Annotated in this window: 27 protein-coding genes; 21 read left to right on the plus strand and 6 right to left on the minus strand. The window is 68.6% G+C overall.

Translation table 11 applies throughout. The annotated features are described in order from the left end of the window. Position 1 precedes the first annotated feature (1 nt). From hemW to QFZ21_RS01210, 13 genes are all read left to right on the plus strand, one after another. The gene (gene hemW / locus QFZ21_RS01150) at positions 2-1,237 is read left to right on the plus strand and encodes a radical SAM family heme chaperone HemW (RefSeq protein ID WP_307373550.1); all 1,236 of its coding nucleotides are present in this window, start codon (positions 2-4) and stop codon (positions 1,235-1,237) included. A 136-nt stretch (positions 1,238-1,373) separates the two neighbouring features. Further along, on the plus strand, positions 1,374-2,408 hold the full coding sequence (gene hrcA / locus QFZ21_RS01155) for a heat-inducible transcriptional repressor HrcA (protein WP_307373552.1): 1,035 nt from the start codon (positions 1,374-1,376) through the stop codon (positions 2,406-2,408). 37 nt (positions 2,409-2,445) lie between these two features. Then, the gene (gene dnaJ, locus QFZ21_RS01160) at positions 2,446-3,561 is read left to right on the plus strand and encodes a molecular chaperone DnaJ (RefSeq protein WP_307373555.1); all 1,116 of its coding nucleotides are present in this window, start codon (positions 2,446-2,448) and stop codon (positions 3,559-3,561) included. A 2-nt stretch (positions 3,562-3,563) separates the two neighbouring features. Continuing rightward, positions 3,564-4,292 carry a 16S rRNA (uracil(1498)-N(3))-methyltransferase gene (locus QFZ21_RS01165; protein ID WP_307373556.1) on the plus strand — a complete coding sequence of 243 codons (729 nt, stop codon included), beginning with the start codon at positions 3,564-3,566 and terminating at the stop codon, positions 4,290-4,292. A gap of 52 nt (positions 4,293-4,344) precedes the next feature. Next, positions 4,345-4,695 (plus strand): HIT domain-containing protein, encoded by a 351-nt coding sequence (locus QFZ21_RS01170; RefSeq protein WP_307373558.1) that lies wholly within the window; start codon positions 4,345-4,347, stop codon positions 4,693-4,695. 79 nt (positions 4,696-4,774) lie between these two features. After that, positions 4,775-5,821 carry a PhoH family protein gene (locus QFZ21_RS01175; RefSeq protein ID WP_307381172.1) on the plus strand — a complete coding sequence of 349 codons (1,047 nt, stop codon included), beginning with the start codon at positions 4,775-4,777 and terminating at the stop codon, positions 5,819-5,821. Between the two features lie 16 nt (positions 5,822-5,837). Next, positions 5,838-6,296, plus strand: a complete 459-nt coding sequence (ybeY, locus tag QFZ21_RS01180; RefSeq protein ID WP_307373560.1) for an rRNA maturation RNase YbeY — start codon at positions 5,838-5,840, stop codon at positions 6,294-6,296. Next, positions 6,293-7,588, plus strand: a complete 1,296-nt coding sequence (locus QFZ21_RS01185) for a hemolysin family protein (RefSeq protein WP_307373562.1) — start codon at positions 6,293-6,295, stop codon at positions 7,586-7,588. The genes ybeY and QFZ21_RS01185 overlap by 4 nt, the downstream gene beginning before the upstream one ends. Then, the gene (gene era, locus QFZ21_RS01190; protein WP_307373564.1) at positions 7,581-8,477 is read left to right on the plus strand and encodes a GTPase Era; all 897 of its coding nucleotides are present in this window, start codon (positions 7,581-7,583) and stop codon (positions 8,475-8,477) included. Before QFZ21_RS01185 ends, era begins: the two co-directional genes overlap by 8 nt. A 54-nt stretch (positions 8,478-8,531) precedes the next feature. Further along, positions 8,532-9,059, plus strand: coding sequence for an RNA polymerase sigma factor (locus tag QFZ21_RS01195; protein ID WP_307373566.1), 528 nt, complete (start codon positions 8,532-8,534; stop codon positions 9,057-9,059). Beyond that, complete coding sequence (locus QFZ21_RS01200) at positions 9,049-10,035, plus strand: hypothetical protein (protein WP_307373568.1); 987 nt, start codon at positions 9,049-9,051, stop codon at positions 10,033-10,035. The genes QFZ21_RS01195 and QFZ21_RS01200 overlap by 11 nt, the downstream gene beginning before the upstream one ends. Beyond that, entirely contained in the window at positions 10,032-10,502 is a 471-nt protein-coding gene (locus QFZ21_RS01205) for a hypothetical protein (protein ID WP_307373572.1), read from the plus strand. Before QFZ21_RS01200 ends, QFZ21_RS01205 begins: the two co-directional genes overlap by 4 nt. 36 nt (positions 10,503-10,538) lie before the next feature. After that, the gene (locus QFZ21_RS01210) at positions 10,539-11,495 is read left to right on the plus strand and encodes an NADP-dependent oxidoreductase (RefSeq protein WP_307373575.1); all 957 of its coding nucleotides are present in this window, start codon (positions 10,539-10,541) and stop codon (positions 11,493-11,495) included. A 1-nt stretch (position 11,496) separates the two neighbouring features. On the opposite strand, the gene QFZ21_RS01215 is transcribed toward QFZ21_RS01210, so the two are convergent. After that, a complete protein-coding gene (locus QFZ21_RS01215; protein ID WP_307373578.1) occupies positions 11,497-12,144 on the minus strand; it encodes a hypothetical protein in 648 nt (215 codons plus the stop codon). 194 nt (positions 12,145-12,338) lie between these two features. Here QFZ21_RS01215 and leuA point away from each other — a divergent pair, with 194 nt between their 5' ends. Next, on the plus strand, positions 12,339-14,093 hold the full coding sequence (gene leuA / locus QFZ21_RS01220) for a 2-isopropylmalate synthase (protein WP_307373581.1): 1,755 nt from the start codon (positions 12,339-12,341) through the stop codon (positions 14,091-14,093). Positions 14,094-14,249: 156 nt separating this feature from the next. Here leuA and QFZ21_RS01225 read toward each other — a convergent pair whose 3' ends face one another. Beyond that, positions 14,250-14,942 (minus strand): trimeric intracellular cation channel family protein, encoded by a 693-nt coding sequence (locus QFZ21_RS01225; protein ID WP_307373584.1) that lies wholly within the window; start codon positions 14,940-14,942, stop codon positions 14,250-14,252. 34 nt (positions 14,943-14,976) lie between these two features. Between QFZ21_RS01225 and recO the strand changes: the two genes are divergently transcribed. Continuing rightward, positions 14,977-15,720 (plus strand): DNA repair protein RecO, encoded by a 744-nt coding sequence (recO, locus tag QFZ21_RS01230; protein ID WP_307373588.1) that lies wholly within the window; start codon positions 14,977-14,979, stop codon positions 15,718-15,720. Beyond that, positions 15,717-16,517, plus strand: a complete 801-nt coding sequence (locus QFZ21_RS01235; RefSeq protein WP_307373590.1) for an isoprenyl transferase — start codon at positions 15,717-15,719, stop codon at positions 16,515-16,517. Before recO ends, QFZ21_RS01235 begins: the two co-directional genes overlap by 4 nt. On the opposite strand, the gene QFZ21_RS01240 is transcribed toward QFZ21_RS01235, so the two are convergent. Continuing rightward, on the minus strand, positions 16,460-17,068 hold the full coding sequence (locus QFZ21_RS01240) for an AAA family ATPase (RefSeq protein WP_307373593.1): 609 nt from the start codon (positions 17,066-17,068) through the stop codon (positions 16,460-16,462). The genes QFZ21_RS01235 and QFZ21_RS01240 overlap by 58 nt on opposite strands. 209 nt (positions 17,069-17,277) lie before the next feature. Next, a complete protein-coding gene (locus tag QFZ21_RS01245; protein ID WP_307373595.1) occupies positions 17,278-17,574 on the minus strand; it encodes a GIY-YIG nuclease family protein in 297 nt (98 codons plus the stop codon). Positions 17,575-17,867: 293 nt separating this feature from the next. Between QFZ21_RS01245 and QFZ21_RS01250 the strand changes: the two genes are divergently transcribed. Further along, on the plus strand, positions 17,868-18,542 hold the full coding sequence (locus QFZ21_RS01250; protein WP_307373597.1) for a DsbA family protein: 675 nt from the start codon (positions 17,868-17,870) through the stop codon (positions 18,540-18,542). Positions 18,543-18,617: 75 nt separating this feature from the next. On the opposite strand, the gene QFZ21_RS01255 is transcribed toward QFZ21_RS01250, so the two are convergent. Continuing rightward, positions 18,618-19,844: a metallophosphoesterase family protein gene (locus QFZ21_RS01255; protein WP_307373599.1), complete on the minus strand. Its 1,227-nt coding sequence runs from the start codon at positions 19,842-19,844 to the stop codon at positions 18,618-18,620. Between the two features lie 153 nt (positions 19,845-19,997). After that, complete coding sequence (locus QFZ21_RS01260; RefSeq protein ID WP_307373601.1) at positions 19,998-20,489, minus strand: glutathione peroxidase; 492 nt, start codon at positions 20,487-20,489, stop codon at positions 19,998-20,000. A 60-nt stretch (positions 20,490-20,549) separates the two neighbouring features. On the opposite strand from QFZ21_RS01260, the gene dusB reads away from it, so the two are divergent. The 4 genes from dusB to QFZ21_RS01280 are packed head-to-tail and all read left to right on the plus strand — an operon-like array spanning position 20,550 to position 25,786. Next, a complete protein-coding gene (gene dusB, locus QFZ21_RS01265) occupies positions 20,550-21,725 on the plus strand; it encodes a tRNA dihydrouridine synthase DusB (RefSeq protein WP_307373604.1) in 1,176 nt (391 codons plus the stop codon). Beyond that, complete coding sequence (locus QFZ21_RS01270; protein WP_307373606.1) at positions 21,715-23,100, plus strand: deoxyguanosinetriphosphate triphosphohydrolase; 1,386 nt, start codon at positions 21,715-21,717, stop codon at positions 23,098-23,100. The genes dusB and QFZ21_RS01270 overlap by 11 nt, the downstream gene beginning before the upstream one ends. Further along, positions 23,100-24,959 (plus strand): DNA primase, encoded by a 1,860-nt coding sequence (dnaG, locus tag QFZ21_RS01275; RefSeq protein WP_307373609.1) that lies wholly within the window; start codon positions 23,100-23,102, stop codon positions 24,957-24,959. The genes QFZ21_RS01270 and dnaG overlap by 1 nt, the downstream gene beginning before the upstream one ends. Positions 24,960-25,012: 53 nt before the next feature. Next, on the plus strand, positions 25,013-25,786 hold the full coding sequence (locus QFZ21_RS01280) for an ATP-binding cassette domain-containing protein (RefSeq protein WP_307373611.1): 774 nt from the start codon (positions 25,013-25,015) through the stop codon (positions 25,784-25,786). Positions 25,787-25,789: the final 3 nt, after the last annotated feature.

Consider the following 25,789-nt stretch of genomic DNA (forward strand, 5'->3'; position numbering starts at 1 on the left):
GATGGCGGGTCCCCTCCCGCTCGGCGACCCCGCGCCCGCCGACGGCAGGCTGCCGGCAGACCTTCCGGTCGATCTCTCGGTCCCGCTCTCGGCCTACCTGCACATCCCCTTCTGCCGGGTGCGCTGCGGATACTGCGACTTCAACACCTACACGTCGACCGAACTCCGGGGTGCGAAGCAGGAGGACTACGCGGCCACGCTCCTGACCGAGATCGACCTCGCACGGCGGGTGCTCGACGAGGCTGGTGCGCTCCGTCCCCTCCACACCGTGTTCTTCGGCGGCGGCACTCCCACCCTGCTCCCGGCCGGCGACCTGGCGCGGATGCTGGACGCCACCGCATCCGCCTTCGGGCTCGCCAACGGCGCCGAGGTCACCGTCGAGGCCAATCCCGACACGGTGACTCCGGCTGTGGTCCGCACCCTCGCCGATGCAGGCGTGACACGCCTCTCGATCGGCATGCAGTCGGCGGTGCCGCACGTGCTGGCCGCGCTCGATCGCACCCACCAGCCGGAGAACGTGCGCACCGCGGTCATGGCCGCGAAGGACGCAGGCCTGGCGGTCAGCGTCGACCTCATCTACGGGGCACCGGGTGAGTCGCTCGCCGACTGGGAGCGTTCGCTCGATGCGGCGCTCGCGCTCGACTCGGAGCACATCTCCGCCTACGCCCTGATCATCGAGGACGGCACCAAGCTCGCGCGGCAGATCCGCCGCGGCGAGGTGCCGACACCCGACGAGGACCTGCAGGCCGACATGTACGAGCTCGCCGATGCGCGCCTCGCGGCCGCAGGTTTCGACTGGTACGAGATCAGCAACTGGGCGCGCGCCTCGAGCGACGCAGGGTCGGCCGCCAATCGGTCGCGGCACAACCTGGCCTATTGGCGGGGGAGCGACTGGTGGGGGTTCGGCCCCGGGGCGCACAGTCACGTCGCCGGCCTCCGCTGGTGGAACGTGAAGCATCCCGCTGCGTACGCACAGCGGCTCGCGGCATCGGATTCGCCCGCCGCGGGGACCGAGCGGCCGGATGAGAGGGCGCGGCTCCTCGAACGGATCCTGCTGCGCAGCCGCATCCGGGAGGGGATCTCGATCGACGAAGTCGCGACCGCCAACCGGAAGCGCGTCGCCGGGCTCATCGCCGACGGGCTCGTCGATCCCGCTGCGGCTGTCAAGGGTCGCGTCCAGCTGACGCTCCGCGGACGGCTGCTGGCCGACCGCGTCGTCCGCGAGCTCACCGACTGAGTCCGCGCGGGGGGAGATCACTCCGCGTCGTCCTCGAGCGATGTGTTCGGGGCTTCCCCGGGTTGGCGGGGTAAGATTGGCACTCGGAACATCAGAGTGCCAGCGAGCATCCGAGTGTCAGCGGAAGGGGAAGGCGATGGTCTCAGAGCGAGGACTCCAGGTTCTCCGCGCGATCGTGAAGGACTACGTCGAGACCCACGAGCCCGTCGGCAGCCGTTCGATCGTCGATCGATACTCCTTCGGCGTCTCGGCCGCGACCATCCGCAACGACATGGCTCTGCTCGAGGACGAGGAGCTCATCACCGCCCCGCACACCTCATCGGGTCGTGTGCCCACCGACAAGGGATACCGCGTCTTCGTCGACCATCTGGCGCAGCTGCGCCCCCTGAGCGTCGCGCAGCGCACGGCGATCGAGTCCTTCCTGACCGCGCCCGCCGATCTCGACGATCTGATGATCCGCACCGTGCGCGTGCTCACGCAGCTGACCGGGCAGGTGGCCCTCGCGCAGTATCCGTCGTTCGCGCGGGCGCACATCACGCACATCGAACTGGTGGCGCTCGCCCCGAATCGGATGCTGATCGTGCTGGTCACCGATGCGGGCGGTGTGTCCCAGCGGATGACACCGCTGCCGGTCGATGTCGACGAGACCGACGTGGCCTTGCTGCGTGCACGGCTCTCGGCCCTGATCACGGGGCAGGCGGTCAGCGACGCCGACGAGCGTCTGCAGAACCTGGTCAGCACGACCGAGCACCAGCCGCAGGATGCCGCGCTGCGCACTCTGGCGGCCGTGGTCGTCGAGGAACTCGGCGAGTTCCGCCAGGAGCGACTCGTGATGGCGGGCGCCGCGACACTCGCACGCCGCGAACAGGACTTTCGCGGCAGCATCCACCCGCTGCTGGAGGCGATCGAGGAGCAGGTGACGCTGCTGCGCCTGATGAGCGAGATGGTGACCGACGAACACGGCCTGGCGGCGAGCATCGGCACGGAGAACGCGCCGTTCGGCCTCGGCGAGGCGTCGATCGTCGCCAGCAACTACGCCGCTCCGAGCGGCATGGCGCGAGTCGGCGTGATGGGGCCGACGCGAATGGACTATCCGAGCAACCTCGCAGCAGCACGGGCGGTCGCCCGCTACCTGTCGCGGATGCTCGACGAGGACGAGGCCGCTCGCTGAGGCGAGGGTCACGAGAGACACATCCAGAAAGGCGATTGTGGCGGACCACTATGAGGTTCTCGGGGTGTCCCGGGACGCTTCCACCGATGAGATCAAGAAGGCGTACCGACGCCTTGCGCGGCAGCTCCACCCCGATGTGAACCCGGGAGACGACGCGGCGGAGAAGTTCAAGCTCGTCACCCACGCGTACGACGTGCTCAGCGACGACGAGTCGCGGCAGCGGTACGACATGGGCGGCGGAGACGGCGCCGCCGGGAACTTCCAGGGCTTCGGCGGCTTCGGCGACATCTTCGAGACGTTCTTCGGTGCCGCCCAGGGCGCCGGACGCGGCGGTCGTCCGCGATCACGCCGTGAGCGCGGCCAGGACGCGCTGGTTCGCGTCACCCTCGACCTCGGCGACGTCGTCTTCGGCGCGCACCGCGACATCGAGGTCGACACCGCGATCCTCTGCGAGACCTGCCAGGGTTCGTGCTGTCAGCCGGGAACCTCGCCGGTCACCTGCGACATCTGCGGCGGGTCCGGTCACGTGCAGCGCCAGGTGCGCAGCCTGCTGGGCAACGTCGTGACCTCTCAGCCATGCGGCACCTGCGAGGGCTACGGGACCACCATCCCGTTCCCGTGCGGCACCTGCGGTGGTCAGGGACGCGTGCGCTCCCGTCGCACCGTGTCGCTCGACATCCCGGCCGGCGTCGAGACCGGTCTGCGCCTGCAGCTGCCCGGCTCGGGCGAGGTGGGCAGGGCCGGCGGCCCGAACGGCGACCTGTACGTCGAGGTCACCGTGAACGCGCACCAGGCCTTCAGCCGTGAGGGCGACGATCTGCTCGCGACCCTCGAGGTGTCGATGACCGATGCGATCCTCGGCACCGAGACGTCCATCCAGGGACTGGACGGCGAGGTCGACCTCGAGATCCGCGCGGGCGTGCAGTCCGGCGACGTGCTCACGATCAAGGGCCGTGGCATCACTCCGCTCCGCGGATCGCAGCGCGGAGACCTGCGCGTGGGCGTGCAGGTCGTCACGCCGACGAAGCTCGATTCCGCGCAGCGCGCGCTGATCGAGGACTTCGCCAAGAAGGCGAAGGCTCCGGGCCCCCAGTTGGCGCAGTTCCAGCAGGGGCTCTTCTCCAAGCTCCGCGACCGCTTCCGCACGCACTGATCGTGGCGCTGCACTTCCTCGTCGAGTCCTCGACCGACGCCGCGGTCGGAGACATGGTGTCGCTCACCGGCGCCGAGGCGAAGCATGCGGCCGTGGTGCGGCGTCTCCGCGTCGGCGAAGCGGTGACGGTCGGCGACGGCTCCGGCGTGTGGCTGTCCGGGCTCGCCGAGGAGGTGTCTCCGACGCGCGTCGACGTGCGGGTCGCCGAGCGCGTGGAGCATCCTGCGCCGACGCCCCGCATCGTCCTCGTGCAGGCTCTCGCCAAGGGCGACCGCGACGAGCTCGCGGTGCAGGCCGCGTGCGAGCTCGGCGTGGACGAGATCGTCCCCTGGCAGGCGAGTCGCAGCGTGTCGCGCTGGGAGGGACCGAAGGCCGCGAAGGGACGCGAGCGCTGGGCGTCGATCGTCCGTGAGGCGGCCAAGCAGGCGCACCGCGCGTGGGTGCCCGAGGTCGCAGCTCCCGTCACCACCGGGCAGCTCGCCGAACGGGCGGACGCGCAGCGGGTGCTGCTGCTCGACCCCACGGCATCCGTCCGTCTCTCCGAGGTGCGGCCGGACGGACGCGACATCGTGCTCGTCGTCGGACCGGAGGGCGGCATCTCCGATGAGGAGCTGGCGCGGCTCACGGATGCCGAGGCGGAGCGAGTCCTGCTCGGCGATACCGTGCTGCGCACCTCGACTGCGGGACCCGCTGCGATCGCCGTGCTGTCGGTAGCACTCGGACGCTGGTGACGCTCGTCCGCCCCACCGGCCGGTGTACGCGCCGGTCGGTAGACTTGACCCCATGACGGAACCCTCGATCTTCACGCGCATTCTCGACGGGGAGATCCCTGCGGAGATCCTCGCCGAGACCGATCGCCTGTTCGCGATCCGAGACATCGCGCCCCAGGCGCCCGTGCATCTGCTCGTCGTGCCCAAGACCGCCGACTACCGCGACGTGACCGAGGTCGCCGCCGCAGATCCGTCGCTGCTCGCCGAGATCGTCGCCTTTGCGAACGAGCTCGCGGGGCAGCACACGGACGACGGCGACTTCCGTCTCATCTTCAACACCGGCGCCAACGCCGGACAGACCGTGTTCCACGTCCACGCGCATGTGCTGGGCGGCGGACTTACCGAGAAGAGTGTCGGTGCCTGAGAATCACGAACCGCAGGAACGCAGCCTGGGGGGACCGACGCCGGAGTCGGTCGAGAAGATCTACGTCGACGGCGTCGCCATGGTGCAGCTGCTCGGCCCGCAGGATCGTCTGCTGCGGATGCTCGAGAAGGAGCACCCCGAGGTGCAGGTGCTCGTCCGCGGCAACGAGATCACGCTCAGCGGCACGCGGGATGCGGTCGGCGGGGCGAAGAGCCTGGTCGACGAACTGCTGACGATGACCAGGGCGGGCCACGATCTGGCGCCCAGCGACGTCTCGAACTCGGCGCAGATGCTGCGCCAGGAGGGCGGCCCCCGTCCTAGCGAGGTGCTCGGGGAGGCAATCCTCTCCACCCGGGGCAAGGTCATCCGTCCGAAGACCCTGGGACAGAAGGAGTACGTCGACGCGATCGAGGAGAACACGATCGTCTTCGGCATCGGTCCCGCCGGAACGGGCAAGACCTACCTCGCGATGGCGAAGGCCGTGCAGGCTCTGCAGCGCAAGGAAGTCACCCGCATCATCCTCACCCGTCCGGCGGTCGAAGCGGGGGAGCGCCTGGGGTTCCTGCCCGGCACGCTCACCGACAAGATCGACCCGTATCTCCGGCCGCTCTACGACGCGCTCAACGAGATGATGGATCCCGAGATCGTCCCTCGCCTGATGGCGACCGGAACGATCGAGGTCGCCCCGCTCGCCTACATGCGCGGACGCACGCTCAACGACTCGTTCGTCGTGCTCGACGAGGCGCAGAACACCACGCCCGAGCAGATGAAGATGTTCCTGACGCGACTCGGCTTCGGTACCAGGATGGTCGTCACCGGCGACATCACGCAGGTCGACCTGCCGCAGGGGTCGTCGGGTCTGCGTCTCGTCACGCGTGTGCTGGACGGGATCGACGACATCCACTTCTCGCGTCTCACCAGCGCCGACGTGGTGCGCCACTCGCTCGTCGGTCGCATCGTCGACGCCTACAGCGAGTATGACGAGAAGCGCACGGCACAGCGGTTCGAGCGTGAGCAGGCGGCCGCCCTTCGGCAGGCTCAGGGACCGGATGCAAGGACCGAACGACGCGGCGGCGCTGCCCGCCCAGGACCCCGTGACCGGATGCCGAAGCGAGGCCTCTCCTGATGAAACGAGCACAGGCATGATCGAGATCAACAACGAGTCGGCCATCGGCATCGACGAGACCGTCCTGCAGCGGCTCACCGACTTCAACCTGGAGCAGCTGCACGTGAGCCCCGACGCCGAGGTGGCCATCGTGCTCGTCGACGAGGGCGCCATGGAGGCTCTGCATGTGCAGTGGATGGACGAGCCCGGCCCGACCGACGTCCTGAGCTTCCCGATGGACGAACTGCGCCCCGGCACCGAGGACCGCCCGACGGCGCCCGGCCTGCTCGGCGACATCGTCCTCTGCCCGCAGGTCGCCGAGACCCAGGCGCAGGCGGCGGGTCACGGACTGATGGACGAGCTGATCCTGCTCACCACCCACGGTCTGCTGCACCTGCTGGGCTTCGACCACGCCGAGCCCGACGAGGAGCGTGAGATGTTCGGGCTGCAGAAGGAGCTCATCCAGGGCTTCGCTGCGGCTGAACGCCGCCGATGACAGCGACTCTCCTGCTCATCGCCGCCGTGCTGCTGGTGGCGTTCGGCGGTCTGATGTCGGCGATCGACGCGGCGTACGGTGTCGCCTCCCGCGGCAATCTGGCCGACATGGCGACCGAGGGAAGACGTGCCAAGGCCCTCGGCCGCATCGCCGCCGACCTCGACGCCCACGTCAACGCGGTCGCCTTCATCCGCGTGCTCGCCGAGGTCACGGCCGCGGTGCTCGTGACCGTCGCCTTTACGATCCTCATCGACAACAACTGGTGGGCGATGCTCGCCGCCGCACTCCTCATGACGGCGATCACGTTCGTCCTCGTTGGCGCGAGCCCCCGATCCTTCGGGCGACAGCACGCGGAGGGGATGATCCGCGGGACCGCGTCGATCGTGCGCGGCCTGCGCATCTTCCTCGGTCCGATCGCCCAGGGACTCGTCGTACTCGGCAACCGGGTCACCCCCGGCACCGGGCGCAGCTCCTTCACCAGCGAGGATCAACTGCTCAGCATGGTCGACGAGGCGGCATCCAACGACCTCATCGAAGAAGACGACCGCGACCTCATCCACTCCGTCTTCGACTTCACTGACCAGTTCGTGCGGGCGGTCATGGTGCCGCGCACCGAGATGGTGACGGTCGACGCCACCGCGACCACCGACGAGGCGATGTCGCTGTTCCTGAACCGTGGGGTCTCGCGCATCCCGGTGGTCGATGACGACGCCGACGACGTGGTCGGAGTGCTCTACCTCAAGGACCTGGTGCAGTTCGCGTATCGCGACGACAGTGCCTGGCGCGCGGCATCCATCCGTCCCATCGCGCGACGGGCCACGTTCGTGCCGGAGTCGATGCGGGCAGAGACCCTGCTGCAGCAGATGAAGCGCGACGCGGTGCACGTGTGCCTGGTGATCGACGAGCACGGCGGGATCTCAGGGCTCGTCACGCTCGAGGACCTGATCGAAGAGCTCGTCGGCGAGATCTCCGACGAGTACGATCAGGTGTCTGCGGAGTTCGTCGATCTCGGCCACGGGCGGTATCGCGTCAGTGCTCGACTCTCGCTGGAAGACGTGGGTGACCTGTTCGGGCTCGAGCTCGAAGACGACGACGTCGACTCGATCGGCGGTCTGCTCGGCAAGGCGCTGGGACAGGTGCCGCAGCCCGGTGCGACCGCGACGGTCGCGGGCCTGTCGCTCACCGGTGGGGCATCGCGCGGTCGCGGTCGAGGAATCGCCACGGTTTTCGTGGAACGGATGGCAACGGAGCCCGATGCTTCGGACGACGAAGGAGATCGACGCGATGACTGAGCAGACGAGAAGCGGATTCGTGACCTTCGTGGGGCGGCCGAACGTGGGGAAGTCCACGCTGACGAACGCGCTGGTGGGCGAGAAGATCGCCATCACCAGCGAGAAGCCGCAGACGACACGGCGGGCGATCCGCGGCATCGTCAATCGTCCGGAGGGGCAGCTCGTCATCGTCGACACCCCGGGCATCCACAAGCCCCGCACCCTCCTCGGCGAGCGGCTGAACGACCTGGTCGATCAGGTCCTGGGCGACGTCGACGTCATCGGGTTCTGCGTGCCGGCGACCGAGAAGGTCGGCCCGGGAGATCGCCGCATCGCCGCATCGCTCGACGGCTACGCCCGCGCGAAGAAGATCGCGATCGTCACCAAGACCGACGCGGCGGGGCGCGACGAGATCACGGAGCGGCTGCTCGAGGTCGACGCGCTCCGGGAGGACTGGGCCGCCGTCATCCCGCTGTCCGCGCTGACCCACGATCAGCTCGAAGTGCTGGCCGACGAGGTGCTGAGCCTGATGCCGAAGGGGCCGGCTCTCTACCCCGAGGGCATCACGACCGATGAGTCGCAGGAAGACCGGATCGCGGAGATGATCCGTGAGGCTGCGCTCGACGGCGTACGCGATGAGCTGCCACACTCGATCGCCGTCGTGATCGATGACATCGCACCGCGTGAGGGCACCGACCTCACCGACGTGCATGCCTCGATCGTGGTCGAGCGCGACAGCCAGAAGGCGATCATCATCGGACACAAGGGCAAGCGTCTCAGCGACGTCGGTGCCCGTGCACGGGTCGGCATCGAGAAGCTGCTCGGCACCCGGGTGTTCCTGGGGCTGCACGTGAAGGTGGCGAAGGAATGGCAGCGCGATCCCAAGCAGCTGGGTCGACTCGGATTCTGAGATGCACCTGCGCCACACGTCGTCGTCGGCGGGCAGACCGCCGACCACGCTGACATGAGGGAGCGCGGCGGAGACCCGGACACGCTGCGCGAGGAGGCCTTCACTCGAGTCTTCGACGCGCACTGGGCGGCCGTACGACACCACATCGAGTGCGTCGTCGCGGACGACACCGAGGTGTCGGAGATCGTGTCGGAGGTGTTCCTGCTGGCGTGGTCGAAGCTCAAGCCGGCTCGCCCGATGGGTCGGGTCTGGCTGCTTCGCGCGGCGGAGCGGCGCGTGCGCGCGCGTCCCGGCCCTGCTTTGACCCTGCAGTCGGCGGTGGATGCCGTTCACGCCGGCGTCTCCGGAGACCCCGATGCTCCTGGGCGGGTGGGGCGGGCTGAGGTCGTCCGGGCTTTGGGTGTCCTCACTCCGCGTGAGGCGCGTATCATCATGCTCACGTACTGGGATGGACTCGCGGAGGGGGAGATCGCGGAGTTGTTGCGCGCTCCTGAGTCCCGGGTGCGGAAGACGCTGGGCCGTGCGCGGGACAGACTGCGCGCGGAGCTCGGGCTGGAGGGGGGAACAGTTGATGACGTCTGAACACAGTGTGCTCGAGCGGGCGCTCATCGACGCCGATCCCGCGCGGACGCCCCGGGATGCCGCACCGGACGCACGCGCCATGGCGATGCGCGACCGGATCATCCGCACGTCGTCCGCCCCGAAGAGACATCGACGTGCGCGGGCCGTCGGCTGGACGGCGGGCATCACGGCGGCCGCAGCGAGCGCCGTTCTCGCTTTCGCCGTCCTCGTGCCGAACTCGCCCGCGATCGCGGGGTCGCCGTCTCCGCTCGACTTCGCCGGGTCGAGCACGATCGCCCAGATCGTCGATGAGGCGAGCGCCGATCTCGAAGCCGTTCCGGGACCCGCCGAACCGCTGCGATTCGTGCGGACAGCCTCCTGGGGGTTCTCGGTGGAGGTCGGCAACGAGACCACCACCGTCGTTCCGCAGCTCTCGACCCTGACCTGGGAGCCCGATGGATCCGGTCACATGACGATCATCGAGGGCGAGCCCTACGACCCGGCTGATGCCGAGGCGAGCAATGGCGCGGAGGTCAAGAGCAGTGGCGAGGTGGTCGAGGACTTCGACATCACCCCCGAACAGTTCGCGTCGCCGTGGTTGACCACACCGGGTGACTCCGCCGAAGACGTGACAGCGCTGCTTCGCGCATTCGGGATGCCCGAGAACGCCACTGCGTACGACGTGGAGATGGCCGTCACCGCGGTACTCGGTCAGTGGACGCTGACGAACGCTCAGCACCGGGAGATGCTGGCGGTGCTGGAGGGGGCGGGCGGGGGTGAAGCGCTCGGTACGTCGACCGATCGTCTCGGGCGGCCGGTCACCGGCATCCGCATCATGTCACCGGATGGCGCCGTGAGCGATCTCGTCCTGATCTCTCTCGACACGGGACGGATCGTCGGCGTCGAGCGAACGGTGCTGAAGGCGGATGCCGTCTATCCCGCCGGCGCGATCATCTCGTACACGATGTGGGACGTCGATGAGGAGCTGGTCCGGTGAGACGCCTGACCGCGGCGCTGCTCACCGCGCTGGTCGGGCTCGCGCTGACAGCGGGGGCGACTCCTGCGGTCGCAGATTCCGCGGGGGAACAGGACCCGCTGATCACGGCCATGCTCGAGGAGGTACCGGGCGGTGTCGTCGTCGCCGAGAATCGCGTCGTCTGGTCACGGCTCGACATGGAGCTGAACGTCCGGCCCGGGCAGGCAACGGTCGCGCGTGAGGTGGAGAAATGCGCCTCCGGGAGGATCTGCGCATTCAACGCCGTCAACCAGGGTGGGAGCTCGCTGACCTTCGGCACCTGCGGTACTCACCCGATTCCCTCGGCGTTCGTCACCAGGTCGCTCGCCAACGCGCGTTCCTCGGGGTCCGTGCAGGCGCGCAACGGTCTGACCGTGCTCGCGACCGTGTATCCCGGGAACTGGTCGAACCTCATCGGTACTGTCACGACCCTGCGGTGTGTGCTCTGAGGCCGCTGGGCGTGGTGCACGGGATAGCCTTCGAGGATGACTGATGCGGAGATGGCGATGGCTCGACACTGGATAGCGATGTCATCCGGCGCTCCCGAGAATTGGCAGTTCGTCGAGTACGACGCGGCAATCCCAGCCCACGGCGAGGTGACGATCCGCGTCCACGCGGCGGGCGTCAACCCGGCGGATGCCAAGCATGTCGCAGCCGAGCGGCCCGGGGTCGAGTTCCCGACGCCGATCGGTTACGAGGTCTCCGGGGAACTCACCGCGATCGGACCCGACACGCTGAGCGGATCGGGCCACGCCGAAGTCGGAGACGAGGTCGTCTCGTTCCGGGTCCGCGGCGGCTATGCGACAGCGCTCACCGTGCCCGCCGAGAAGGTGTTCGCGAAGCCGACCACTCTCACGCATCCTGAGGCGGCGAACCTTCTCCTCGTGGGGACCACAGCGGCCGAGATGCTCGCGGTGACGGGAGCCGCCCCCGGCGAGACGATCCTGCTGCACGGCGCATCGGGTGCGGTCGGGGTGAGCGTCCTGCAGCAGGCCCGACTTCGCGGCATCCGCGTGATCGGCACCGCGAGCGAGGGGCGGTTCGACGAGGTCGAGCGGTTCGGGGGTGTCCCGGTGCGCTACGGAGCGGGTCTCGCCGAGCGCGTGCGCGAGGTGGCCGACGGGCCGATCGCCGCGGCGCTCGATGCTGTCGGGACCGATGAGGCGATCGACGTGTCGCTCGAACTGGTCGCAGACCGCAGTCGCATCGTGACGATCGCGGCATTCGGCCGTGCCGCGTCGGACTGCATCCTCGCCATCGCGGGATCGATGCCTGACAGCGCCCGGTTCCGCGACGAAGTGCGTGGCGAGCTGGTCGCCCTGGCACAGAACGGCGATCTGGTCGTGCCCATGGCTCGCACATTCCCCCTGGACCAGGCGCCGGAGGCACACCGATTCCTCGCGACGGGTCACCCCGGTGGCAAGATCGCGCTGATCCCGTAGATCAGTCGATCTCCCGGAGTGACGAGGTGACGACGACAACACCCTCGCCGAACTCCGCGTCCACGGCATCCTGGATCGTGCCGTCATCCCAGAGCACCTGCAGCCACACGTACCCGCGATCGGTCATCACGGTGACGGCGTCAGCGCCGAGCCGGGTGGAGATGTCGTCCTGCACACGGGCGAGTTCATCCTCAGAGGTCGTGCCCTCGACCCCGTCGGTCGGATCCTCGGGCGCGATCGGGTCGAAGAGCGCCAGCATGATCGGCGGATCGGTGTTCGTGATCCGCTCGCCGTCGTACATCCCGTAGACCGCGTATGTTCCCCAGGTCGTGTCGCCACTGGTCTCGCTGCCATCGACGCCGTCCCAGGTCCAGTCATCGACGGGGATGCCACTGCATTTCGGAGGAGCGGACAGCGCGACCGCGCCGAAGCATAACTGCACATCGCCTCCGACGTCGAGGACGGTGCCGGTCCCGATGACGCGCCCTTCCGGCAGGCCGGGACTCGCGTTCTCGAGAAGCTGGTCGGATGGAACGGTCGTGCTGGTCGGCGCGGGGGACCCGCCGGGCCCCGACGCGCACGCGCTCAACAGGAGGAGGCCGACGACGGATGCCGCGGCAAGACTCAGGCGACGCTGCGATGTGCTCATACCCGACAGTGTCGGTGGCTCGCGGATCGTCTCAAAGCCGTTCCAAGCGCGCGCAGCAACCCTGCTAGCATGACGGCATGCCTTTCGGCGGTCTGCTTCTTCTTAGCTGCCGCGACGAGTCCTAAGAGCTAGGGCCTTCCTCGTCGCGGCGCTTGTGTTGGCCCGTACACCTTGACGAAGAGAAGAAGCCCATCATGCAGAACACTCAGCGCCCGTCTGCGATGCCGATCCACAAGTATCGGCCGTACCACGAGCAGATCAACGTCCAGCTGCCTGACCGCACCTGGCCCGACGCCCGCATCACCGAGGCCCCTCGCTGGTGCGCGGTCGACCTCCGCGACGGCAACCAGGCGCTCATCGACCCGATGTCGCCCGAGCGCAAGCGCGTCATGTTCGAGCTGCTCGTCAGCATGGGCTACAAGGAGATCGAGGTCGGGTTCCCCTCGGCGAGCCAGACCGACTTCGACTTCGTGCGCCAGCTCATCGAAGAGAACCTGATCCCCGACGACGTCACCATCCAGGTGCTGACCCAGGCGCGCGAGCACCTCATCGAGCGCACGTACGAGTCGATCGCCGGCGCCAAGCAGGCCATCGTGCACCTGTACAACTCGACGAGCGTGCTGCAGCGCGAGGTCGTCTTCCGCACCGACAAGCAGGGCATCATCGACATCGCGCTCGAGGGAGCCCGCCTCTGCCGGAGGTTCGAGAAGACGATCCCTGACACGAAGGTCTACTACGAGTACTCGCCGGAGAGCTACACGGGCACCGAGCTCGAGTTCGCCGTCGACGTCTGCAACCAGGTGATCGAGGTGTTCGAGCCGACGCCCGACCGCAAGGTGATCATCAACCTGCCGGCGACGGTCGAGATGGCTTCGCCGAACGTCTACGCGGACTCGATCGAGTGGATGAGCCGTCACCTCGCCCACCGCGAGAACGTCATCCTGTCGCTGCATCCGCACAACGACCGCGGCACCGCGATCGCGGCGGCCGAACTCGGCTACATGGCCGGCGCCGACCGCATCGAGGGCTGCCTGTTCGGCAACGGCGAGCGCACCGGCAACGTCGACATCGTCGCGCTGGGCATCAACCTGTTCACGCAGGGCATCGACCCGCAGATCGACTTCAGCGACATCGACCAGGTCAAGCGCACGGTCGAGTACTGCAACCAGCTGCCGGTGCCTGAGCGCAGCCCGTGGGCCGGCGACCTCGTCTTCACCGCGTTCAGCGGATCGCACCAGGACGCGATCAAGAAGGGCTTCGAGGCGATGGCCGCGCGGGCAGAGGCGGAAGGCGTCACGGTCGACGACATCGAGTGGGCCGTGCCCTACCTGCCGGTCGACCCGAAGGACCTCGGTCGCTCGTACGAGGCGGTCATCCGCGTCAACTCGCAGTCCGGCAAGGGCGGCGTCGCGTACCTGCTGAAGTCGGACCACGCGATCGACCTGCCGCGGAAGCTGCAGATCGAGTTCTCCGGGGTCGTGCAGGCGAAGACGGATGCCGAGGGCGGCGAGGTCACGTCCGACCAGATCTGGTCGATCTTCAACGACGAGTACCTGCCCGCCGACGACGCCACCGCAAAGTGGGGACGCTTCGAGCTGCTCGCCACGCAGACCCGCAGCGACATGTCGGGCGAGGTCGTGCTCGACGTCGTGCTGCGTGACGACGAGCAGCAGCTCGCGGTCGCGGGCTCGGGCAACGGCCCGGTCGCCGCGTTCGTCGAGGTGCTGCGCGCGCAGGGCTTCGACATCACGGTCTACGACTACGTGGAGCACGCTCTCAGCGCGGGTGGGGACGCGCAGGCGGCGGCCTATGTCGAGCTGCAGGTCGGCGACCAGCGCCTGTGGGGCGTCGGCATCGACGGCGACATCTCGACCGCGTCGCTCAAGGCGATCGTGTCGGGCGTGAACCGGTCGATCCGTACCCGCCAGCAGGAGCTGGCCACGGTCTGATCATCGCGCGCGACGTCCTTCGTCTTGCTTCGCTCGCTCAGGAACCGGAAGACTCGGTTGATGAGCGCCCTTCGTCTCGCTTCGCTCGCTCAGGAACCGGAAGTCTCGGTTCCTGAGCGAGGAGCGCAGCGACGAGACGAAGGGCCGCTCGCGTGCTCAGTCGCGGGGCTTGACGATCGCGATGGCACCGGTCTCGGCGGCGACCTTCCGCCGGTAGATGCGGCGCTGCTCCGGCAGGGAGACGTCGAAGCTCACCGCCAGCACGCGGATGACCGCCGTGACGACGATGCCGAGGATTGCGGCGAGCGTGATCGACATCCCGAAGCCGCTCGCGATCACGATGAAGGCGCAACCCGCGCCGGCGGCGACCGCGTACAGCGACCCGACGTGCATGATCGCGGTCGGCAGGCCCATCAGCATGTCGCGCAGCACGCTGCCTCCCACGGCTGCGCAGACGCCGATGAAGACCGCGGGAACGGGCGGGATGCCGAACCCGAGCGCCTTGCTCGTGCCGAAGGCGCCGAACATGCCGATGACCACGGCATCCAGCACCACGATCACGGTGTTGAGACGGGTGAAGAGTCCGGCGAGCAGCATCCCGAGCAGTGCGGCGCCCGTCGCCGTCACGAGGTACCAGTTGCTCTGCAGCGTGGCCGGTGTCTGACCGAGCAGGATGTCGCGGATGAGACCGCCACCCATGCCAATCATGATGCCGATGATCGCGACGCCCAGCCAGTCCAGCCGGCGCTGACCCTGGAACCCCGAGGCGAACAGTGCGCCCTGCACCCCGCCGAGGCCGACGCCGAGGAGGTCCGCCCAGAGCGGAATGGTGAAGAGCGGTTCGGTCACGCCTCCATTCTCTCGCACGGAGGATAATCGAAGCGTGCCCACCTACCGAGACGAAGTGGTGATCCTGCGCACCCACAAGCTGGGTGAGGCCGATCGCATCGTCACCATGCTCTCGCGTCGACACGGCAAGGTGCGGGCGGTGGCGAAGGGTGTGCGGCGCACGTCGTCGAAGTTCGGGTCGCGGCTGGAACCGTTCATGGTCGCCGACGTGCAGCTCTACCAGGGGCGTTCTCTCGACATCGTGCAGCAGGCCGAGTCGCTCGGCTCGTACGGTACCGACATCGCCGCGCACTACGACCGCTTCACCTCGGCGAATGCGATGGTGGAGACAGCCGACCGCCTGAGCGACTCCGAGGCGACACCCGATCAGTATCTGCTCCTCGTCGGCGGCCTCAGGGCCCTGTCGCGCGGCGAGCACGTACCGCGCAGCATCCTCGATTCCTACCTCCTCCGGGTGATGTCGCTGTCGGGGTGGGCCCCGTCGCTCGACGACTGCGCCCGCTGCGGCACGCCGGGTCCGCACTCGACGTTCGTCGTGCAGCTCGGTGGCCTGGTGTGCCCGAACTGCTCGCCGGCGGGCAGCCCGCGGGTGGCTGAGAAGACGTTGGCCCTGCTCCGCGCCCTGATCGCCGGGGACTGGGAGCTCATCGATGCGGCGTCCCCGGTCGAGACGGCGGCAGCGTCCGGACTCGTCGGCGCCTACGCGCAATGGCACCTGGAGCGCGGCATCCGCTCGCTCTCGCACGTTTCCGACATCCGAGGAGAACAAGCACGGTGAGCCCCAAGCCCTACACGCACAAGGACGCCGTGGCTTACCGCCCGCTCGACTGGACGGGGGTACGTCCGCCGGTCTTCCGTGCGGTGCCCGAGCATGTCGCGATCGTGATGGACGGCAACGGCCGCTGGGCGAACCGTCGGGGGCTCAATCGGGTCGAAGGGCACAAGGCCGGCGAGGAAGTGCTGCTCGACGTCGTGGCCGGAGCCATCCAGGCCGGCGTGAAGCACCTGTCCGTGTACGCGTTCTCCACCGAGAATTGGGCGCGTTCTCCCGAGGAGGTCCGCTTCCTCATGGGCTACAACCGCGACGTGCTGCATCGCCGACGCGACCAGCTCAACGAGTGGGGCGTGCGGGTGCGCTGGGCCGGTCGCAAGCCGCGCCTGTGGGGGAGCGTCATCAAGGAGCTGCAGTACGCCGAGGAGCTGACGCGCGGCAACGACGTGCTCACTCTCACCATGTGCGTCAACTACGGCGGTCGCGTCGAGCTCGTGGACGCGATGCGGGCGCTCGCGGCCGACGTCGCGGCCGGACGGATCAAGCCGAACGCCATCAGCGAGAAGATGATCCGGCGCAACCTCTACGTCCCCGACATGCCCGATGTGGACCTGTTTGTGCGCAGCTCGGGGGAGCAGCGCACCTCGAACTTCCTGCTGTGGGAGTCGGCGTACGCCGAGATGGTGTTCCTCGACACGCTGTGGCCCGACTTCTCGCGCGAGGAGCTGTGGCGCGCGATCGGGATCTACCTCTCTCGGGACCGTCGTTTCGGCGGAGCGATCGACACTCCGGCGGGGTCCTGAGCCCGGAGCCACGCCTCGGTCTGCCGCGGATGCCGCAGCCGCACGATCGTGAGATGCGGGAAGCGCTCGACGACCTCCGGCATCCGCTCGCCCCACTTGTGGAGCGTGTTCGTCTGCCAGAGCAGGATGTTCTCCTCCGGATCTCCGTTCAGCATCCGCCAGATCGGCTTCTCGACGTTGCCGTTCCACAGCGGAGTGCGCAGGATGCCGCGGGCGAGCGTGCGGCGCACCAGACGCCACCGGACCACGCGATACGGGTAGTCGAGCCAGACGACGAGCTGGGCGCGCGGAGGGAGGATCTCGTCGGTCCCCTTGCTGGTGTACTGCCACTCGGTGACCCAGCGGTCCTCCGCGGCGAACGACTGCACGTCGTCGAGGAACTCCGGTCGTGGCGTCCAGTTCGGCCCGTGGAACAGCGCATCGATCTCGACGTGGCGTAGCCTCCAGGCTTCGCCGATGCGAGCCGCCAGCGTGGTCTTCCCCGATCCGGTGACGCCCGCGATCAGCACCCGCTCCGGCCGGATGGGCAGAGGATCGTCGGCGGTGAGCATCCGGAAATCCTATCGATCGAGTGCGCCCTTCGTCTCGCTTCGCGGTTCCTGAGCGAGGAGCGAAGCGACGAGACGAAGGGCGCTCAGGAACCGGGGTGGGAAGAATCTCCGGTTCCTGAGCGATGGGCCCTTCGTCTCGCTTCGCTTGCTCAGGGACCGGGGCAGTGAGAACCTCCGGTTCCTGAGCGAGCGCAGCGAGACGAAGGACGTCAGCCGGTGTCCCGTTCCCGTCGCTGCCGCTTGCTCCAGCCGGGGAGTTCGTCATAGCGGCCCTCGATCAGCAGGATCTTCTTCGCTCGCGACCATCCATGAATACGTCGTTCCCAGCCGAACGCTTCGTCGACTCGGGAGAGCTCGCTGCTCCAGACGAGTTCGACGGGGCGGCGTCGTCTCGTGTAGTCCCCGCCTTCGCCGAACTGGTGCTGGGCGAGACGGAACTCGAGGTCGACGGTGCTTCCCGTATAGAAACTTCCGTCGCGGCATTTCAGGATGTAGACGAACGGCATGACGAGAACGTAGCCAACCGCGCTGCGGTGCGGAGACGTTCTCCACAGGCTCTCCTGGGCGCCCTTCGTCTCGCTTCGCGGTTCCTGAGCGAGGAGCGAAGCGACGAGACGAAGGGCGCTCAGGAACCGCGAAGCGACGTAACGAAGGGCGCTCAGGAACCGGCGTGTGAGAGGCCCGCGGTTCATCGGCGAGGGGCCCTTCGTCTCGCTTCGCTCGCTCAGGGACCGGGGTGTGAGGGCGCTCAGGAACCATAGGTGGAATAGCGGGCGGAATCATGCGGTTGGATGAGGGTGTGAGCGAACCCATCTCTATCGACATCTGGTCCGACATCGCCTGCCCGTGGTGCTACATCGGCAAGCGCAACCTGGAGAAGGGCCTCGAAGCCGTCTCCGCCGACGAGGATGCCCCCGAGGTCACCGTCACCTTCCACTCCTTCGAGCTGTCGCCCGACACTCCCGTCGACTTCGACGGCGACGAGATCGACTTCCTGGCCGGTCACAAGGGCATGCCGCGTGACCAGGTCGAGCAGATGCTCTCGAACGTGACGGGCGTCGCGGCGAACGCGGGGCTCGAGTACCGCTTCGACCTGCTGCAGCACACCAACACGGTGAAGGCGCACGAGCTGCTGCACTTCGCCAAGGCCGAGGGTGTGCAGCACGCGATGGAGGAGCGCCTCATGTCGGCGTACTTCACCGAGGGCAAGCACGTCGGCCGCATCGACGACCTCGTCGAGCTCGCGGTCGAGGTGGGGCTGGACGCCGACGGCGCGCGCGAGGCCCTCGAGAACGAGACCTATCTCGCCGCGGTCCGGCAGGACCAGGCACAGGCACGTGCCTACGGAATCCAGGGCGTGCCGTTCTTCGTCGTCGACGGACAGTACGGCATCAGCGGCGCGCAGCCGCCCGAGGCCTTCGAGAACGTGCTCCGCGACCTGTGGGCGAAGCGGGACGAGCCCGTCGAGGCCTGAGCCGTCGAACGATGACGCACGCGATGCGGCGGGGACCCGGGAGGATCCCCGCCGCTTCGCTGTGTGCGCCGGGTGTCAGACGCGCTGCTGGCGCGGGGCGAGAGGCAGCGGCTTCATGGGCTGGTCGTTCGCGGTCAGGTCGATGCCGAGGTCGCGCGCGTAGGCCACGCGCGTCGCGATCGACACCTCTTCTCCCGACTCGGTGAGTTCGAACACACGACCCCCGCGCATCCGGTTGCGCTCGGCCCCGTCGAGTCCGTAGGCGCCGAAGCCGGTGCCGGGCGCGTAGCCGAGCAGCACGCCGTAGTAGTCGCCGACGTAGTCGTTCACGTGGTCGTGGCCCACGAAGACGCCCTTCACATCGCCGCGTTCGACGATCGCGTTGTACATGCCCGAGTTGAAGGGCCCGGGGCACTCGTCCTCGTTGCGCTCTCCGGCGATGCCGTGGCGCGCCTTGCCGCGCGCAGCATCCGCCTCCGTACGCGTGTCGACGCCACCCCACCACATGAAGCGGTGCTCCCACAGGGCGATGTGGAGGAACATGAGGCCGGGCACCTTGCGGCCTCGGCGCTTCTCGAGCTGCTGCGACTGCTCGCGGTACCAGGCGACCTGGTCCATGCGCAGCCAGTCCCAGGTCGGGTAGCCGTCGAAGTTCTGGCCGGCGATGGTCTCCGGGGCGTAGCGACCCGCATCCATCAGCCACAGCGCGAACGCCTCGCGCTTCTTCTTGGCCGACGACGCGATCGAGACGATGGTGTTGCTGGTGCCGGTGACTCCGCGGGTGCTCTCGGCATTCACGTTGTACTCGTACGAGCGGTAGATCTTCAGCATCCCCGCCTCGTCGACACCCGACTGGGGAAGCGAGTCCTCGTCGTGGTTGCCGTAGGTGACCGCCCACGGGATACGGCGCGACTCCATCGGCCAGACGACGTTGTTGATCGCCTGCTTCACGGCGAGCCGCGTCTCGCAACCGCCGGTGATGACGTCGCCGTTGATGACCACGAAGTCGGGCTTCTCCTGGTCGAGCACCTTCTCGATCAGTTCGACCGTGCGCCGGTCGGTGAGCTCGTCGTCCTGCGTGTCATTGAACTGCACCACCTTGAAGGTCCCGTCGGCGCGGAACCGCAGCTGCGAGGCGCCGGGGCGTGGCCCCGCCGACACGGAGCCTGCAGCCGATGCCGACGAGGATGCGGACGAGCTCGCGGACGCCGGGTCGGCGCTGAGGGGCAGCGCGGTGCCGAGAGCGCCGAGCGCTCCGGCGGTGAGGACGGTTCGCCGGCTGATCGGCAGTCGGTCGGACATGGTGGTCTCCTTCGTCTTACGGGCGATATGCGCCGCGGCGAGACTAGGTCGGCCAGGTGGCGTCCGATCGACGTGCGGGTGAACGGACCCGTTCCCCGTCGAGGCAGGAGCGAAGGGCGCGGTTTACGCGCAGGTGAACGATCCGGCCTGGATCTAGCGGGGGAGAGCCGCCTCGATCGCGCTGACGATCTCCGGGTCATCCGGCTTCTGCTTCGGACGGAAGCGCAGGACCTCACCGTCGGGGAGCACGAGGAACTTCTCGAAGTTCCACTCCACGCGTCCGGCCTTGCCATTCGCATCCGGAGCTTCCTTCAGCGCCTTATACAGGTCGGAGGCGTTGCGTCCGTTGACCTTGACCTTCCCGTTCACCGGGAACGAGACACCGTAGGTCGTGGAGCAGAACTCGAGGATCTGCTCGATGGAGCCGGACTCCTGCAGGAACTGGTTGCTGGGGAAGCCGACCACGCTGAAGCCGCGGTCGCCGTAGAGACGCTGCAACTCCTCGAGCTGCTCATACTGCGGGGTGAGACCGCACTTGGACGCGACATTCACCACCAGGACGACGTCGGCGCCGAAGTCGTCGAGGGTCTTCTCGTTGCCCTGGGCATCGGTGAACGGGATCGAGCGGAGCGCAGAATCGGTCATACTTCACAGCTTAGGTCGCAGCATCCGTACCGGCTCCGCGTCTGGGAGAATGGAGGTGACATGACTCTCGCCACCGCCACCGCCCGCCCCCTCCGCATCGGTCCGATCGAACTCGACGTGCCGGTCGTCCTCGCACCCATGGCGGGGATCACGAACACCGCGTTCCGACGTCTGTGCCGCGAGTACGGGGCCGGCCTCTACGTGAGCGAGATGATCACGTCCCGCGCGCTCGTCGAACGCAACGAGACGACGATGCGGTTGATCCGGCACCATGAGTCCGAGACTCCTCGTTCCATCCAGCTGTACGGTGTCGACCCGAAGACGATCGCCGAGGCCGTGCGCATCATCGTCGCCGAAGACCACGCCGACCACATCGACCTGAACTTCGGATGCCCGGTGCCGAAGGTCACCCGTCGCGGCGGGGGAGCAGCGCTCCCGTGGAAGTCGAAGCTGTTCGCCGACATCGTCGATCAGGCCGTGAAGGCCGCAGGCTCCATCCCGCTCACGGTGAAGATGCGCAAGGGCATCGACCGCGACCACCTCACGTTCATCGACGCGGGTCGGGCCGCGGAGGATGCCGGAGCCGCGGCCGTCGCCCTGCACGCCCGGACGGCGAGCGAGTTCTATTCCGGTCACGCCGACTGGAACGCGATTGGCGAGCTCAAGCAGGCCGTCACCAGCATCCCCGTGCTCGGCAACGGCGACATCTGGTCGGCGGACGACGCCGTGCGCATGATGGAGCAGACCGACTGCGACGGCGTCGTCGTGGGTCGTGGCTGCCTCGGGCGCCCGTGGCTCTTCGGTGAGCTGGCGGCCGCCTTCGGCGGCGGCCCTTCGTCGAGCTCAGGGACCGGTCCGGTGGTCGACGCCACGCTGGGTTTCGTCGCGAACGCCTTCCGCCGGCACGCGCAGCTCCTCGTCGAGTTCTTCGAGGAGGAGGACCGCGGATGCCGCGACATCCGCAAGCACGTCTCCTGGTACTTCAAGGGCTACCCGGTCGGCGGCGACATCCGCACCGGTCTCGCCACCGCGTCGAGCCTCGCCGAGATCGACGAGCTGCTCGGGCAGCTGGATCATTCGGCGCCGTACCCCGGGGCGGATGCCGAGGGGCAGCGCGGCCGCTCCGGTCACCCGAAGCGCACCGCCCTGCCGGACAAGTGGCTGGAGTCGCGCGAGGTCGCGTCGTCGGCCACCGAGATGATGCGTGGAGCGGAGATCGAGAACAGTGGTGGCTGACTCTCAGGACAGCGCGCGCATCGACGGATACGCCGCCCGCGACGCCGAGCGCTTCTTCGCCGAGACCCATCGTTCGGAGCGCGACGACTTCGCCCGTGATCGTGCGCGCGTGCTGCACTCCGCGGCCCTCCGCCGCCTCGCCGCCAAGACGCAGGTGCTGAGTCCCGCGAGCACCGCCGACTTCGCGCGCAACCGCCTCACGCACTCGCTCGAGGTCGCCCAGGTCGGCCGGGAGCTCGCCACGGCCCTCGGCGTGGCGGCCGATGTCGTCGACACCGCCTGCCTGAGCCACGACCTCGGCCACCCTCCGTTCGGACACAACGGCGAGCGCGCGCTCAACGAGTGGGCCGAGAGCATCGGCGGCTTCGAGGGCAACGCCCAGTCGCTGCGTATCCTCACGCGTCTTGAAGCCAAGGTGCTCGACGACGACGACCACTCGGTCGGTCTGAATCTCACCCGCGCCAGCCTCGACGCGACCTGCAAGTACCCGTGGACCGTCGACAGCCCGGTGCCCGATCCGGGCGGTCGACTGAAGTTCGGTGTGTACCCCGAGGACGAGGCGGTCTTCCGGTGGATGCGCGAGGGGGCGCCGGGGCGTCTGCGCTGCATCGAGGCCGAGATCATGGACCTCTCCGACGACATCGCCTACTCCGTGCACGACTTCGAGGACGCGATCGTCAACGGCTACGTCGATGTCGCTCAGCTGGCCGACCCGAGGGAGCACGATGCTCTGGTCGGCCGGATCCAGCAGTGGGTCGGGTACGACTTCACCCGCGACGAGCTGGCCGATGCGCTGTACCGGCTCGCATCGCAGTCGATGTGGCTCGCGTCGTTCGACCGCTCGCGGCAGGCGCTCGCGCGTCTCAAGAACCTCACCAGCGACCTGATCGGCCGCTTCGCGCGCGCCGCGGTCTCGGCGACGCGGGATGCCTACGGGGGAGTGCCCCTGGTGCGCTACAACGCGCACGTGATCGTGCCGCGGGTGGTCGAGGCGGAGATCGCCGTACTCAAGGGCATCATGGGCCAGGCCATCGTCACGATCGATGCGCGCAAGGGCGTCTACAAGGAGCAGCGGCGCGTGCTCAAGCGGCTCGCCGACGTGCTGTGGTCGACCGACACCCTGTGGTCGGCCGGCGCCGACGTGCTCGAACCGGCCTTCGCCGCCGATTTCGTCGCCGCCGTCGACGATGCCGAGCGGGCCAGGGTCGTCGTCGATCAGATCGCGAGCCTCACCGATCAGAGCGCCATCGACTGGCACAACCGGCTCGTGGGGGAGATCGACCCGGCCGAGGTCGGCATCTGGACGCCGCGTCATGCCCGCCCCGGTACTCGCCCGCACGCCGAGAGGCGGCCCGTCGCCGAAGGGGCGCGCTGATGCCGCGCATCCGGCAGGCAGACGTCGACGAGGTCAAGGCGCGCACCAACATCGCCGACATCGTGGGTGAGCGCGTGTCGCTGAAGTCCGCGGGCGTCGGATCGCTCAAGGGCCTGTGCCCGTTCCACGACGAGAAGAGCCCGAGCTTCCACGTGCGCCAGCAGGTGGGGTACTACCACTGCTTCGGATGCGGCGAGTCGGGCGACGTGTACTCGTTCCTCCGCGAGATGGACCACGTCAGCTTCACGGAGGCCGTCGAGCGGCTGGCCGGCCGCATCGGCTACACGCTCCACTACGAAGACGGCGGCGCGGCCCCCGAGACGAGCGGACGCAGCCGTCTCTATGCCGCCAACACGGCCGCGGCGGAGTTCTTCCGTGCCCAGCTGCTCTCACCGGATGCCGAGGCCGGGCGCCGCTTCCTCGGCGAACGGGGCTTCGATGCGGGAGCGGCGGCGCACTTCGGCGTCGGCTTCGCGCCTCGGGGCTGGGACGGCATGCTCAAGGCCCTCACCGCGCAGGGCTTCACCCGGGAGGAGCTCGTCACGGCAGGGCTCGTCTCCACGGGGCAGCGCGGCGTCTACGACCGGTTCCGGGGCCGTCTGGTCTGGCCGATCCGCGATGTCTCCGGTCAGACGATCGGCTTCGGCGCCCGCAAGCTGTTCGACGACGACCAGGGTCCGAAGTACCTGAACACCCCCGAGACGCCGATCTACAAGAAGGCGCAGGTGCTCTACGGGCTCGATCTCGCGAAGCGCGACATCGCTCGCGGGGATCCCCGCCGGGTCGTCGTGGTCGAGGGGTACACCGACGTCATGGCGTGCCATCTCGCAGGGCTCACGACCGCGATCGCGACCTGCGGCACCGCCTTCGGCACCGACCACATCAAGGTGCTGCGCCGTGTGATGGGTGATGACAACGCCTCCGGAGAGGTCGTGTTCACGTTCGACGGCGACGAAGCGGGACAGAAGGCCGCGCTGCGTGCCTTCACGGAAGACGATCGGTTCAACGCGCAGACGTTCGTGGCCGTCGCGCCCGACAGCCTCGACCCCTGCGACCTGCGTCTGCAGCGGGGCGATGCGGCGGTCCGCGGGCTGATGGACGCCAAGGTGCCGATGTTCGAGTTCGCGATCGACCGCAAGATGAGCGGTTTCGACCTCGCCACGGTCGAGGGGCGAGTCGGCGCGCTCCGGGCCGCGGCACCGATCGTCGCCGAGATCCGTGACCAGCTCCTGCGTCCGGGGTACGAGCGGGTGCTGGCGCGTCGGCTCGGCATGGACCCGACCGAGGTGCGCAACGAGGTGGAACGTGCGGCGCGCGGGGTGTCCCAGCATCCGCCGACACGACGCGAGACGCCGCAGATCGACCCGGCGACCGGCGTGGCCGCCGTCGTGCCGGTGACGCTCGCCGGTCTGCCGCGCACGGCAGACGTCGCCGTCGAGCGCGACGCACTCATGGGGGCTCTGCAGTACGGCCATCAGGTCGACCAGACCCTCCTCGATCGGGCGCTCGCCTCGCCGTTTCGCACGGTGGGCCTCGACGCGGTGCGCGAGGCCGTGGCATCCGCTCCCGACCGCACCAGAGCGGGCTGGGTGACGGATGCCGTGAACGCCGTCCGCGAGCCGTATCGGTCCCTGGCGGGGGAGCTGCTGATGACGCCGTTCCCGGCCAAGAACGAGGAGGGCGCTGTCGCGTCGGCCACCGACCTCGCCCGCCGGCTCATCGTGCGGCAGCTCGAGCGTGAGAAGCAGGAACTGCTCGGGGCGGTGCAGCGCGTGCCGGCCGACTCCGACGGCGGGCGCGCGCTCCGGATGCGCCTGCGGGATATCGACGCCGAGCGCCAGCGGTTCGCCGAGTCGTGAGCGGCGCCGAGTCGTAACGTCGACCACGGCGGCAGAGACGGCAGGATGGTGACATGTCCCGTAAGCCCGAGTCCAGCGACGCGATCGAGTGCTCCGATCTGGTGATCGACCGGATCGGGCACGGCACGCCCACCCGGGCGGTCGACGGGGTGACGTTCTCGCTCGCCCCCGGCGGGCTGATCTGCGTGGCCGGTCCGACCGGCTCCGGGAAGTCGACCCTGGTGGCCGCGCTGGCAGGTTCCACCGATCCGTCCGTGCGTGTCGCCGGCGGGCGGGCGACGGTGTGCGGCGTGGATGTCCGGAAGCCCGGCCGCAAGCACCGGATCCTGACGTATCGCACCGGGTTCGTCCCCCAGGGAGCGGGAGCCGACCTACCGCCTCGTCTGACGGTGAACGAGGTGATCGCGGAGCCGATCCTCGTGCGCGAGCGACGGGTGAACTCCAAGGCGCTGTCGATCCGGGTGGCGACCCTGCTCGACGAGCTGCATCTTCCGCTCGGTACGGCCGCCAAGTTCCCGTACGAGCTGAGCGCGGGCATGCGCCAGCGCGTCGCGATCGCCCGCTCGTTCATCCTGGAGCCCCAGGTGCTCATCGCCGACGAGATCCTCGCGAACCTCGACCTCGAAGTGCGGCCAGTGGTCTTCGATGCGATCACGCGACGTCGCAAGGAGCAGTCGATGGCGGCGCTTCTCGTCACCAACGACGCGGCGTTCATCCGCGAGCTGAATGCCGAGACGCTCATGCTCCGCGGTGGACATGTGGTGGCTCGCGGAGTCGGCAAGGACCTGCTGTGGGCTCCGAACGCCGAGTCGGATTCCGGGCACTGATCC

It is taken from the genome of Microbacterium sp. W4I20 (assembly GCF_030816505.1).
Taxonomy (GTDB): Bacteria; Actinomycetota; Actinomycetes; order Actinomycetales; family Microbacteriaceae; genus Microbacterium.